Raw genomic sequence first — 13,350 nt, 5'->3', positions numbered from 1 at the left:
GCCCTCTGCCGTCACCGGTTCAGAACCAGCGCGGTACCCGCACGCGATAACGCTCGTAGTCCTCGCCAAATTTATCCGCCAGCGCCTTCTCCTCCTCCCGGGCCTGGCGGGTGATCACCAGTACACCGGCCACCAGGCATACCAGGGAAAACACACTGGGCAAGGCCAGGAAAAAACCGAGCTGCCCAGCCATCACAGCCAGGAACAGGGGATTACGGGAACGGCCAAATGGCCCGCCTGTGAGCAGTTTGCGCTCATCCTTCCGAGGATCGATACCAGAGCGCCAATCCTCATGCATGTAGGCCTGCAGATAGTTCACGGTAGTAAATGAGCCAATCAGGAGGAGCATGCCAACCAGCAAAATCGGCCACACATAGAGCGGGCCGAACACGCCCAGCCAGGGGTCGATATCCGCAAAAATCCGCACCACGCAGACGCCCAGAATGAACGCCCGAAACACATTGAAGGTTTGCCGGTGCCACCAGGGCGCACTCCCTCGCTCACCATAGTTAATGTGCGAAAAGCGCATTCTCTGATACAGCCCGAGGCTTCGGCCAGCAAACTGGAGACCGATCATCAGAAAGAAAATGCCGAGAAAGTGGCGTACGAGGGGTTCAATAAATTCCATCAGGATCGCTTACAACGTTTTCAGGCCGACAGCTTATTATTTGAAGAGGTCTGTGAAAAGGCCCTGTGCTAGCCGCCGACCACTCACCCTACCTAAAATGACATGTCATCACGTTTTCAAATGCAGTAGAGTCGTGGAATCACTTTCAAGGAGAGTCTGGCCATGAGCGCCCCGCAGTCCTGCCACAGTTTCAGAAACGACGCGATAGGTTGCGATGACGCCACTGCCCTTGCCGAACGGGTCCTCCGCCGGGAAATATCGATCACCGAACTCACTCAAGCCGCTATCGCTCGCGCACAGGCGGTCGAACCGCTCCTTCACGGTCTGGCCTCGGCGAATTACGACCAGGCGATCCGGACTGCTTCAAAGCTTGATGCCGCCGACCAGACCGGTTCCTTTCCCCTGTTCCGCGGTGTTCCAACACTTATCAAAGACAACACCAACGTGTCGGGCATGACCACACGGCACGGCTCCCTGGCCGTGCCCAGCGTTCCTGCATCCGATACCAGTCCATTTGCCCGCCAGTTGCTTGCCCAGGGTTTTCTGTGCCTGGGTAAAAGCACCCTGCCGGAATTCGGATTCAACGCCACAACCGAGCCCGCACACGCGCCGGCAACCTGTAACCCGTGGAACCTGGCCTATTCCTCCGGAGCCTCCTCAGGCGGTTCAGCGGCCCTTGTGGCGGCCGGCGTGGTACCCATTGCCCACGCGAATGACGGCGGAGGCTCCATACGGATTCCGGCCGCCTGCTGCGGCCTGGTCGGCCTTAAGCCCACACTAGGACGATTGATAGACAACGAAGCGGCAGCCTCCCTGCCGATCAACATTATCAGCGAGGGCGTAGTGACGCGCTCGGTACGGGATACCGCTAATTTTTTCGAGCAGGCCGAGACCTATTTCCGCAATCCCGGCCTGCCGGCCATTGGAAGAATGGAGGGCCCCTCCGGTCGTCCTTTGAGAATCGGACTGGTGCTGGATTCCATCAATGGTCACAAAACCGATGACATCACCCGACGGACTGTCGAAGAAACGGCGCTCAGGCTGGAAAAAATGGGCCACCGCATTGAGCCAGTGCCCGTTCCGGTGCACAGCACCTTCCCTGATGACTTTGCCCTGTACTGGGCACTGCTCGCCTTCGGCATCAGGGCCAACGGCAGGAAACTGCTTCACCCGGCCTTCGACAAACACAAAACAGACGGCCTGACCAACGGCCTCGACAGGATGTTCCGGCGACAGTTCTGGCGCCTGCCAACCGCACTCTGGCGGCTCAAGCGTTCCTGGCACGACTATGCACATGCCATGGCCGGATTTGATGCCGTGCTCACACCGGTACTTGGCCACACCACGCCCGCCCTTGGCCACCTGAGCCCCGATGTGCCTTTTGACACCCTGTTCGAACGGCTGCGCGAGTATGTGAGCTTCACCCCTCTGGCAAACGCCACGGGCGCACCGGCAATCTCACTGCCCATGGGCCACACGCCCGATCAACTGCCCGTGTCCGTTCAGTTTATGGGGCGGCACGGAGGCGAACGCACGTTGCTGGATATCGCCTTTACTCTGGAAGCCAACCATCCCTGGCCGCTGCTTTGCGATTTCAGCCGGAACCATCTTGGTAGTGGAGAGCAAAACACCAGGGACTCACTGACCAATCCCGTTTGAAGTTGGACACTTATAAAAACAGCTGCCATATTCTTTAAAGAACTTAGACATAACCTGTTCAAGTATCCAAACCGAGAGCCAAGGCCGTTCGTAATTCGAAGAAGGACAATTTATTGAGCCCGGCCATGCGTGACAGTGAAGTCCTCGTGACCCACCACAAGGCACTGATGGAGCTGAGCCACAATACCAGCTTTATCGAGATGCCCCGCCCCCGGAAGCTGGCAGCCCTCATGGAGCTGTGCACACGGCTGTTGGGCGTGAAACGGGCAAGTGTCTGGCTTTTCCCTCCAGAACGGGACCGGATCACCTGTGAGTGGCTTCACGACACAGAGCTGCCCGGCCGCAATAGCTGCATCGCGCAGAATGGCTCAGAGTTCAACCTGTTTCGCTCAGACCACCCCGACTACTTCCGCGCCATCACCGAAGAACGAGTCATTGCCGTGGAAGACGCCCGCAATGATATCCGTACCCGTTCCTTCGACCGCGATTATCTGTCCGTGCAAAACATTCATTCCATGTTAGACGCGCCGATTTTCGACGGCGAACAACTCAGCGGGGTTGTCTGCCTGGAGTCAAGTGTGCGCCGTGACTGGTCGGTCCCGGACATTTCGCTGTCAGCTGCCATTGCAGACACCATAAGCCTGATGAACACTCACGAGGCATGGCTGAGATCCAAGCGGGCGCTGGAATACGTCAGTCGCTACGACTCCCTCACCGGACTCGCCAACATTGATTCACTGCGTGACCGGCTGAACCACCTGGTGCGCAAGATCAAAGGCCGGGGTACCGGCAGTCTTGCACTGCTCTGGATTGACGTTGACCGCCTGAAAACCATCAACGATGGCCTTGGCCCTCAGGCGGGGGATCAGGTCATCGCCGATATCGGACAGCGCCTGAAAGAAATCCAGTTGGCGGGCAAGGACTTTCTGGCGCGCATTGGAGGGGATGAATTTGCCCTGGTTATTCGCAACTACACCCAGCCGAGCTTTCTGGACGAGGTGATCCGCGAGATCCACAGCCGTATTCGCCAGTCTATCCGGGTGTCCGATCAGGATCTGAATGTCAGTGCCAGTGTGGGCATCTGTCACTTCCCGGGCGATTGCCACGAGTCAGAAGAACTGCTCAGAGGTGCAGAGGCTGCGATGTACCACGCGAAGCGGCAGGGCGGGGACCGTTCGACCCTGTTCGATTCGGAAATCCAGATGACAGCCCGCTCCCGGTTTGCGCTCGAGAGCGAGCTGCGGGAAACACTCAGAACCAGCGGCCTCGATGTCTTCTACCAGCCAATCATGGACCGCACGGGAACACAGCTGGAAAGCGCCGAGGCCCTGGTTCGCTGGCAGCACCCGCAACGTGGCTGGCTGTCACCGATTGAATTTCTGGACGTGGCGCGCAGCGCCGGCCTGATGTATGAGCTGGGCGCCTGTGTGCTGAAAAACGTCTGCGCTCACTGGCGTGAGGCAAAAGACCGGAATACGCCATTACCAACGATATCCGTCAACCTGTCGGCAGAGCAGATATTGGTCCCAGAGTTGCCAGAGCTGGTAAAAGAGATCTGCGGTAACCAGGGCATGCCGGTCAGTGCCCTGCAGTTTGAGGTGACCGAAGACTCCATCCAGGGTGATTTCAGTGTCATCGGTCGGGTTCTGGAACAGCTGGTACACGCCGGCGCCGAGCTCGCTATCGACGACTTTGGCACCGGGTACTCATCGCTGTCCCGGCTCAAAAGCCTGCCCTTCTCCCGCATCAAGATCGACCGCTCGTTCATCAACAACCTTCCGGATGACGAAAACGATTGCGCTATCACCCTGTCGATCATTGGCCTGGCCAGGGGGCTTGGCCTTTCTGTCGTTGCAGAAGGTGTGGAGAGCGAAGCCCATGAAAGCTGGCTGTTCGAGAAAGGCTGCGACTACCTTCAGGGCTACCGTTACAGTAAACCGCTTCCCTACCCAGGGTTTATCAAGCGCTACTTTTCCGAGTGATCCCGTACGTCAAATCCCGGGAAAAGCGATAACACCTCCAGAAAGCTCGCCTCAGGCGCGGCGCTAATGGTCAGTGGTTTACCCGAAACCGGGTGCTGGAATGCCATCCGGGTTGCGGCCAGCATCAACCGCCCCTGGCCGAATCGCTCTGCAAAATAGCGGTTGTGGCGGCCCCGACCGTGATTGGCATCGCCAATGATCGGGTGGTTGATGTGTTTCATATGCCTGCGCAACTGGTGCTTTCGGCCAGTTTTCGGGTTCAGTTCAACAACGGCGTAGCGACTGCTCGGGTATTTCTCGATCTCCACTGGTATCTCGGTCGTCGCCAGCGTGCGGTAATAAGTGAGAGCGTCCCGCACCGGCTGCTCTTCCCCTTTCAGCCGTCGATCCTCCGGTTCCTCTCGCAAGGGATGATCAATCTCCCCGTGTTCCGGCGGCCAGCCACGCACCATCGCCAGATAGGTTTTCGTCACCTCACCGGCCATCAGCGCCATACCCAGCGTGCGGGCAGTGTCGCTGTCCCTGGCAAACACCAGGACGCCGGAGGTAGGCCGGTCCAGTCGATGGACCGGGTAAACATGCTGGCCCTCATTTAGCGCCCGGGCATATTGCAGGGCAAACTCGGTTTCGTGTTTGTCGATAGGGCTCCGGTGAACCAACAGCCCGGCCGGTTTGTGGACAGCCAGAAGGTGTTCGTCCCGGTAAAGAACGGTTAGTGGGTTGCTCATAAGATAGATGTCATAAAAGCTTCATATTCAAGTCGGCCAATTGCATTCAAGAGCCCGCTTCCCTAGCCGATACCAAAGTAGATAACCTAATCAACTAACGCTACGTATACACTAGCGACACACCCTTACCATCGATCGCTCCCAGGAATAGCTGATGAACTGGTACTCGAAAAGCATTCTCAACCGGGTTCTTCTCGTCGTTTTGACGGCAAATCTAGTCGTCGCCGCAGTGGCGGTGATTTACCTGAACTTCTCCCTGAAAGTCAAAGATGACTTCAACAGTCTTGTAAGTACCAGGATGGTGAACGCCCTTGAAGCCCAGGATGTGCTTTCTGATTTCAAGACCCAGGTCCAGGAGTGGAAAAACGTCCTGATCCGCGGAGCCGACCCGGAACAACTGGACAAATACTGGGGCCGATTTCAGCAGCGCGAAGCATCAATACAGAGCCAGCTTGATGACCTGATTCCCCGAATTCAGGAGCCACAGGCAAAGTCACTGATGTCCGACTTCAAACAGGCACACCAGACGATGGGGCGTGCCTATCGTGAGGGATTCGAGGCGTTCACACGCTCAGGCTTTGATCCGAACGCAGGCGATGCCGCGGTACAGGGGATCGACCGTGAACCTGCCAGACTGATTGTAGATGCTGCAACCGCAGTCCGTGAAGATAGCCTTGTCCGGGCCCGAACCCTGAACACCGTTGTCACCGAGCGTAGCTGGCTGGTGGCGGGTCTTCTGATTGCCGCCATCATTCTGGGTACCATCGCGCTGATAATGGTCCTTTTGTCAGGTGTGGTCCGGCCCGCACAGAAGCTCACCTCGCAGATCTCCCGACTGGGCGACGGTGATCTTTCGGATCCTGTAACCATGCAGCGGGCTGACGAATTGGGGCAATTGGCCGACGCTGCCCGAAGCCTGCACCGCTTCCTCAGCGATACCGGAAGCCAACTGAGCGAGAACGCCAGGCAACTGAACGATACCGGCGAGTTGATCCGCCAGAACGCCGACAGTGTCGTCAGCCAGTCTGACCTGGCCCACCAGCGCATTGAGCAGATTGCGACAGCCATGAACGAAATGTCTGCCACCGCGGAGGATGTGGCCAGTCACGCTGCCTCGGTAGCCACCGAAGTGAGCCAGACATCCGACGAGACGGCTACAGCGGATTCGCAGATCAACAAGGCGGTAGACAGCATGCGGCGTCTGACCGACCAGATCCGGAACTCGGCCGAAACCGTTAACCAACTCGCCAATGATGGCAAGAAGGTCGGCGACGTTATGCAGGTTATCCGGGAAATTGCAGACCAGACCAACCTGCTGGCACTGAACGCCGCCATCGAGGCGGCCCGGGCCGGCGACGCAGGTCGCGGATTCGCGGTGGTTGCCGATGAAGTCCGGAACCTGGCTGCCAAGACCCAGGAAGCCACCGTGGAAATCGACCAGATCATCGGCGCCATCAGTGGGGCTTCGCGGGACGCCACCGAGTTCATGCAGGCCTCAGGCGTTGTAGCTCAGGAAAGCAGCGAGGCCGTTGAAGCCGTACGCGCCACCCTGGCCGAAATCAACCGGCGCATGGGCAGCATCAACGACGCAACAACCCAGGTTGCTACAGCGGCCGAAGAACAGACCAGTGTCTGTGAAGACATCAACCGCAATGTCACGGATGTGGCCGAAACCTCCGAAGCCATGCACCAGGCTGCTGAAAACAACCTGCGCACGGTACCTGAACTGGAAGCCATGGCTGCCCGGGCCCAGGAACTGGCGGGCCGGATCAAGCATTAAGTAGTTCGGAAGCGGCTGGTCAGACTCCCGAAAGCCCGACCGGCCCGGTTACCCAGCACCAGCAATGCAGGTGTGAGCAACAGCGTCAGCACCGTAGCAAACGCCAACCCCCCCGCGATGGCACTGGACAGCTGGGTCCACCACTGGGTTGATGGCGCACCAAGGCCCAGGGAGGGCGTCAGCAGGTCCACATTGACGCCGAGGACCATGGGCATCAACCCCAGCACAGTGGTGATGGCCGTCAGCAGCACCGGCCTCAGGCGAAGGCAACCGGTTTCCAGGGCGGCCTCGTAGGCCTCAACCCCGTCCTTGCGCATCTGGTTGTAGGTATCGATCAGAATGATGTTGTTGTTTACCACGATGCCTGCCAGGGCAATCGTACCCATTCCCACCATCACAATGCCGAACGACTGACCGTTTACCAGAAGCCCGAGCAGCACCCCGGCGGTGGAGAGCACAATCGCCGAGAGAATCAGGAAGGTCTGGTACAACGAATTGAACTGGGTCACCAGTATCAACAGCATGAGGCCGATGGCTACCAGGAAGGCCGTCGCAAGGAAGTTTGATGCCTGCTGCTGATCCTCGTTCTCGCCGGCAAACTTCACCGAAATTCCCTCTGGCGGTTCCGGCATCTCGGCCTGCAGGGCCCGCAGCAGCTCATCCACGCGGCGCCCCTGTGCCAGATCGGATTTGATGGTTACCGTGCGCTGGCCATCCACCCGGACAATACTGTTGGTTTTGTCGCCCGGGCGAAGATCGACGAATTCAGAGAGCGGCACCTGGCCCCGGGAGGTATGAATGGTCTGGCGCTGCAGATGATCCAGTTCCCGCCAGTTATTCGGAACTCGCACCACGATGTCCACTTCATCCCGCACGTCTTCAGGGCGATAGGTGGCCAGTTTCAACCCGTTGGTCACCAAGCGCAAGGCACTGCCGATACCCAGCACATCGGTACCGAAGCGAGCGGCGGCTTCCCGGTCAACCTGCAGCCGCCACTCAATCCCCGGAAGGCTGCGGTCGTCTTCGATGTCCACGAAACCACCGAGCTCACGCATGCGGTCTTTGATTTCGTCCACGTAGCCATTGAGACTGTTTGCTTCGCGGCTGCTCACCTGTAGCTCTATCGGTTTGCCTTCGGCAGGCCCACCTTCCTGTTTGCGGAATTCCAGCTCAACGCCCGCTATATCAGAGGTCATGTCGCGGAAGTCCTCGAGAATCGCGCTGGCCGGTCGCCGGGTGAACCAGTCGGTAAACTGGAATTGCAGAACGCCTATGACATCTGGCGCCAGTTGCGAGCTGGTCTGTACCATTGAGCGGGCGTACAGGGCCTTCACCTCGGGCATGCCACGCAACCGCTGCTCCACTTCACGCACAATGGCATCCCGCTCCCACACTGAAAGATCACCCCTCGCCCTCACCTGAACCTGGGCGGAATCCGGCTCCACACTGGGGAAGAACTCAACCCCATGGTTGAAGCGGGCGTACGCGGCGTAGATCACGGCGATCACGCAGAGCACACCAATCAACGTCAGCCCCGGTGAACGAAGTAGCAGCCCCAGTACCCGTCGATAACCCTCCATCAGGCGCCCCGAAGAATGCCCCTGCCGCGCCCGGCGCCCGCCGCTGGTGCTGCCCAGTACGGGCAGGAACACCAGCGCCATGGCCAGGGAAGCAATCAGGCAGATGATCACCGTGAGTGGCAGGAACTTCATGAATTCCCCGACCACGCCCGGCCAGAACAGCAACGGCACGAACACCGCCAACGTGGTTGCCGTAGAGGCAATAATGGGCCAGGCCATACGGCTGGCCGCCTCGGCCCAGGCTTGCTTGACCGTCTGCCCTTCCGACAGGTTCCGGTCCGCCAGCTCCGAGACCACGATGGCGCCATCCACCAGCATGCCCGCTACCAGAATCAGGCTGAACAGCACCACGATATTGAGCGTGAGCCCCATGCTCCAGATCACCAGGATACCGGTCAGGAACGCGCCCGGAATGGTCAGCCCGACCATCACCGCAGAACGAGGTCCCATGGCGGCGATCACCACAATCAGAACGAGCACGATGGCGGTAAGTACATTGTTCAGCAGATCACTGAGGATATCGCGCACTTCTTCGGACTGATCCATGATGTAGCGGATTTCCAGCGAGTCCGGCAGCTGAGGCCTGGCCTCATCGATCAATTCGCGAACCTGGGCAATGGTTTCGATAATGTTGGCGCCCGAGCGCTTGGACACCTCCAGCACCAACGCCGGCTCGCCATTGATGCGGGCAAAACCGGTCGGATCCTTGGAGGTGCGCTGGAGCATGGCCACGTCGCCAAACGTAACGACCGTGTCGCCATCCACCTTCACCGGCATGGACATCACATCTTCGATGGTTTCGATCACGCCGGGCACTTTCAGGGCCATGCGGCCGTTGCCGGTATCGAGGGAGCCTGCAGCGACCAGCTGGTTGTTGCGGGTTACCAGGGAAGCCAGTTGATCGAAGTCGATGCCGTAGCTCTCCAGAACCTGGGGATCGACCACGATTTCCAGCAGGTCTTCCCGATCGCCGCCAATCTCCACCTCAAGCACTTCCGGAATGGACTCGATGGCATCCTGGAACCGGCGGGCGATGGTGATCAGCTCCCGCTCCGACAGTGGCCCGGACAGACCGACGGACAACACCGGGAACAGGGACACGTTGATTTCGTTCACCCTGGGCTCGTCCGCCTCCTGGGGCAGCTTGGTTCGGGCGGTATCCACTTTCTCGCGAACATCCTGCAGCGCCTTGTCCGGATCAAACCCGGCATCAAATTCCAGCATCACCGAGGCATGCCCTTCCGAGGCCGTACCCCGCATTTCCTTGATGCCTTCCAGCGAACGCAATTCCTGCTCCATGGGACGAACAAGAAGGCGCTCGGCGTCCTCCGGGCTGATTCCGTCCAGGGTCATGGAGACATAGATCATCGGAATGGTGACGTCGGGGTTGGCTTCCTTGGGGATGGTCTGAAACGCGGCAATCCCCCCGAGAATCAGGAACAGCAGCGTCAGCAAGGTGGTCCGGCTGCGGTCGATGGCGGCAAAGATCAGTGCGCGCATGCGGTCTAGCCCCTGTTTTCAGCGGCGTCGACCGGCACGACCTGCTCACCGGTGCTCACGAACCCACCGCCGCGGGTAATCAGACGGATCTCATCCGGCAAACCGGTCACCCAGGCACCCTCGGTGGATACACTCAACAACTTCACTTCACCGAACTCGACACGGTTCTCACCGTTCACGTATTTCACACCGGGGCGACCGTCATCACCGAGGGACAAATAAGCGGGTGAGATAAACATCGCCTTTACCTCCGGCAATGCCACCCGCAGGCTGGCGCTGCCACCGGCCACCCGTTTGCGATCCGGATTCTCCACCGCGATCTCCACGGCAAAACTCCGGGTTTCGGGCGAGGCAGCGCTGGCCACAAAGGTCACCACGCCAGAAAGACGGCTGCCATCCAGCAAATCCACGCGAACAGACTGACCGGGCGCCACATTGCCCACCGATTGCTGGGGGATCTGCGCGGTAGCCTTCAGGCGATCCACCCTCACCAATTGAAACAGGGGGGAACCCACCTGCACCAGATCGCCGATATCCACCGATTTGCTGTTGATAATGCCGTCAAAAGGCGCCTCGGGAGTGAGGTGGCTGATGGCCTGTCGGGCACCGGTCAGCTCCGCTTCAGCGGCAGCAAGTTCGCTTTCCAGGCTCAAAATCTGGGATTCCGAGGCAAGGTTATTGGCGCGGAGCCGGCGGGCCGCCACCAGGTCCGCTTCCAGTTTCCGAACCTGGGACTGCCAGCGCAACACCGCGGCACTCCGCCCTTCATCAGCTATCGTAAGCAGCTTCTGACCCTGCTGGACCTGCTCACCCAGACTCACAGCCAGAGACTCCACGCGGCCGGGCACCTGGGCACTCAGCATCACCGAACTCCAGGGCTCCAACTGGCCCTGCAGCATCAGGCCCGGCTCATGCAGCCGGGCCGTCAGGGTTTCCACCTGCACCGTTGTAGGCTGGCCATCGCCGCTGTCCTGACGTTCCGGAGCCTCGTCACTGGCCACCTTCACCTCGCCAGTCGCCATCCAGATCACCATTGCGATCACGATCAGAAGTGACAGCCCAAGAGAACCCCATTTTGCTTTCGTCATTGAATGCTCACTGTTGCTGAATCGGAGGTTGGCAGAAAAAACCGGCAATTAACGGTTGCATCCGGCTAAAAACGTGGGGTAGATTCTACACAGAATCTTTTTACGAATTCAGAGCAGACTGTCGATTTTATGAATCTCAACGCAGTGATTGTCCTTGTGAAGCTTGTCCTGGTGGTCGTGGTACCGTCCGGGGGCTTCTGCGTGGACAAGCGGGTGAGATAGCGACAAACCTGACAAGACACCAGAAACCCCCGGCACCGAAAGGTCCCGGGGTTTCTTTTTTTACGGCAAAAGAAAAGGGAAAGACGACCATGAACGGCGCACAGCACATTCTTGACGCGTTCCACCGCCACAACATCAGCACGGTTTTCGGATATCCGGGTGGCTGCATCATGCCGCTATACGACGCGCTGGTGGACGATGTGGGCGTGGAGCATGTGCTGTGCCGCCATGAACAGGGCTGCGCCCTGGCGGCAGACGGCTACGCCCGGGCCAGTGGCAAGCTGGGCGTCTGCATTGCCACGTCGGGCCCCGGCGCCACCAACCTGATCACCGGCGTTGCCAACGCGCACCGGGATTCCATTCCCATGCTGGTGATCACCGGCCAGGTTCCCTCGGGCCTGATCGGCACCGACGCCTTCCAGGAAACCGACGTACTGGGCATGACCCTGGGCATCGTTAAACACAGCTACCTGATCGATGATGCCAACAGCCTGCCGACCATCATGGAAGAGGCGATCGAACTGGCTCAGAGCGGTCGCCCCGGGCCGGTCTGGATTGATATCCCCAAGGACCTGTTGCTGTCCGAAGCGGCCGATGCGCCCTTCCCCCAGCCTGAAGCCCGTGAAACAGCTTCAACCGACCTGACGGAAGCCCTGGCGATGCTGCGCGCCGCCCGCAAGCCCCTGCTTTACACCGGCGGTGGCATCAGCCTGGCCCACGCCGAGGACAGCTTCCGGGCCTTTGCCGAATCCTCCGCCCTGCCCGCGGTTGTGACTCTGAAGGGCATCGGCAACCCCGGCAAACACAATCCTTATAACCTAGGCATGCTGGGCATGCACGGTTCCCGGGCAGCCAACAAGGCGGTCGACGAGTGCGACCTGCTGCTGGTTATCGGCGCGCGCCTTGATGATCGCGCCACCGGCAAACTGGATGGCTTTGCGCCCAACGCCAGGATGATCCACATTGATGCTGATGCCGCCGAAATCAACAAACTGCGCGGCGCCGATCTGGCCATCCGCGGCGACCTGAACGAGATACTGAAATCACTGGCGGACGCATTGCAGGCCGAGCCACTGGCCATCAGTGATTGGCAGAAACAGTGCCGCACCTGGCACACCACCGGTGGCTTCCATGCGGCCGACAACGATGATCCGATGGCCCCGATCACCGGCCCGGCTTTCATCCGCCAGCTCTCCCGGATTGCCCCGGACGACACCGTCATCGCCTGCGACGTTGGCCAGCACCAGATGTGGGTAGCCCAGCACTACGAATTCGACCACCCACGGCACCACCTCACCAGTGGCGGCCTCGGCACCATGGGCTTCGGCCTGCCCGCCGCCATCGGCGCCCAGTTTGCGGATCGCAACAGCACCGTCATCAACGTAACCGGTGATGGCTCGTTCATGATGAACGCCCAGGAACTGGCCACCATCCGCCGCTACAACCTGCCGGTAAAGCTGATCGTCATGGACAACCAGTGCCTGGGCATGGTCCGCCAGCAGCAGGAACTGTTCTACAACAACCGCGAAAGCCAGATAAACCTGGACGACAACCCCGACTTCGTCGCCATGGCCCGGGCCTTCGACATTCCGGCCCTGCACATCGAACGCACCGACCAGATCCGCCGCGGCATCGAAACCATCCTGGCCTACAACGGCCCGATGCTGCTGCACGTTGCCATCAGCCGTGAAGAAAACGTATGGCCCATCGTCAAACCCGGCGCAAGCAACACAGACATGATCGACGAAACCGCCCGCACCGCAAAAGCCAGCAAGGAGCAAGTTGCATGAACCCGCAAAGCCAGCCATCAACGCCCAGCTACACCATCAACTGCCGCATGACCCACGAAGCCGCCGCCCTGGAGCGGCTCTGCCAGGTGGTCCGCATCCGCGGGTTCCGGATTGCCACCATGGCGGTTGAAACCGCTGGCGAGCATCTGGATATCGCACTGACTTTGGAGGGTACAAGGCCGATTGCCATGTTGCAGTCGCAACTGGAGAAGCTGCACACGGTTGCCGAGGTTGCCCTCGCGGCTGGATCTGTGGCCCGGTCTCGTTCGGCCTAAGTTCGGAGTTGTGATCCGTTCAGCCTGAGATTTGGCGGGCACGGTCTATTTGTAGCCTGAGGTTTGGCGGGCAGGTACGCGGGTGGCGGTATTTTTTCTTCGGGGAAAAGAAAAACTC

The 13,350-nt window shown here is 59.5% G+C and carries 9 protein-coding genes; 5 read left to right on the top strand and 4 right to left on the bottom strand.

Features of this window, described 5'->3' with window-relative positions; translation table 11 throughout:
- Positions 1-19: 19 nt before the first annotated feature.
- The gene (locus BM035_RS09675) at positions 20-628 is read right to left on the bottom strand and encodes a methyltransferase family protein (protein ID WP_041645084.1); all 609 of its coding nucleotides are present in this window, start codon (positions 626-628) and stop codon (positions 20-22) included.
- Positions 629-790: 162 nt separating this feature from the next.
- Here BM035_RS09675 and BM035_RS09670 point away from each other — a divergent pair, with 162 nt between their 5' ends.
- Both BM035_RS09670 and BM035_RS09665 read left to right on the top strand, forming a co-directional pair.
- Positions 791-2,287 carry an amidase gene (locus BM035_RS09670; protein ID WP_092031477.1) on the top strand — a complete coding sequence of 499 codons (1,497 nt, stop codon included), beginning with the start codon at positions 791-793 and terminating at the stop codon, positions 2,285-2,287.
- Between the two features lie 125 nt (positions 2,288-2,412).
- Entirely contained in the window at positions 2,413-4,269 is a 1,857-nt protein-coding gene (locus BM035_RS09665; protein ID WP_008170574.1) for a putative bifunctional diguanylate cyclase/phosphodiesterase, read from the top strand.
- Here BM035_RS09665 and BM035_RS09660 read toward each other — a convergent pair.
- The gene (locus tag BM035_RS09660) at positions 4,254-4,997 is read right to left on the bottom strand and encodes a pseudouridine synthase (RefSeq protein ID WP_008170576.1); all 744 of its coding nucleotides are present in this window, start codon (positions 4,995-4,997) and stop codon (positions 4,254-4,256) included. The two genes, BM035_RS09665 and BM035_RS09660, sit on opposite strands and share 16 nt — an antisense overlap.
- Positions 4,998-5,151: 154 nt before the next feature.
- On the opposite strand from BM035_RS09660, the gene BM035_RS09655 reads away from it, so the two are divergent.
- Positions 5,152-6,777: a methyl-accepting chemotaxis protein gene (locus BM035_RS09655; RefSeq protein ID WP_092031474.1), complete on the top strand. Its 1,626-nt coding sequence runs from the start codon at positions 5,152-5,154 to the stop codon at positions 6,775-6,777.
- On the opposite strand, the gene BM035_RS09650 is transcribed toward BM035_RS09655, so the two are convergent.
- The gene (locus tag BM035_RS09650) at positions 6,774-9,857 is read right to left on the bottom strand and encodes an efflux RND transporter permease subunit (protein WP_092031471.1); all 3,084 of its coding nucleotides are present in this window, start codon (positions 9,855-9,857) and stop codon (positions 6,774-6,776) included. The genes BM035_RS09655 and BM035_RS09650 overlap by 4 nt on opposite strands.
- Before the next feature lie 5 nt (positions 9,858-9,862).
- The gene (locus tag BM035_RS09645) at positions 9,863-10,945 is read right to left on the bottom strand and encodes an efflux RND transporter periplasmic adaptor subunit (protein WP_092031723.1); all 1,083 of its coding nucleotides are present in this window, start codon (positions 10,943-10,945) and stop codon (positions 9,863-9,865) included.
- A 311-nt stretch (positions 10,946-11,256) separates the two neighbouring features.
- Between BM035_RS09645 and ilvG the strand changes: the two genes are divergently transcribed.
- Positions 11,257-12,957 carry an acetolactate synthase 2 catalytic subunit gene (gene ilvG / locus BM035_RS09640; RefSeq protein ID WP_008170584.1) on the top strand — a complete coding sequence of 567 codons (1,701 nt, stop codon included), beginning with the start codon at positions 11,257-11,259 and terminating at the stop codon, positions 12,955-12,957.
- Positions 12,954-13,232 carry an ACT domain-containing protein gene (locus BM035_RS09635; RefSeq protein WP_008170585.1) on the top strand — a complete coding sequence of 93 codons (279 nt, stop codon included), beginning with the start codon at positions 12,954-12,956 and terminating at the stop codon, positions 13,230-13,232. The genes ilvG and BM035_RS09635 overlap by 4 nt, the downstream gene beginning before the upstream one ends.
- Positions 13,233-13,350 lie beyond the last annotated feature (118 nt).

The organism is Marinobacter sp. DSM 26671, assembly GCF_900112835.1.
Classification (GTDB): domain Bacteria; phylum Pseudomonadota; class Gammaproteobacteria; order Pseudomonadales; family Oleiphilaceae; genus Marinobacter; species Marinobacter flavimaris.
Note: the sequence above shows the minus strand (reverse complement) of the source record. Positions and strands in the feature narration are given on the sequence as shown.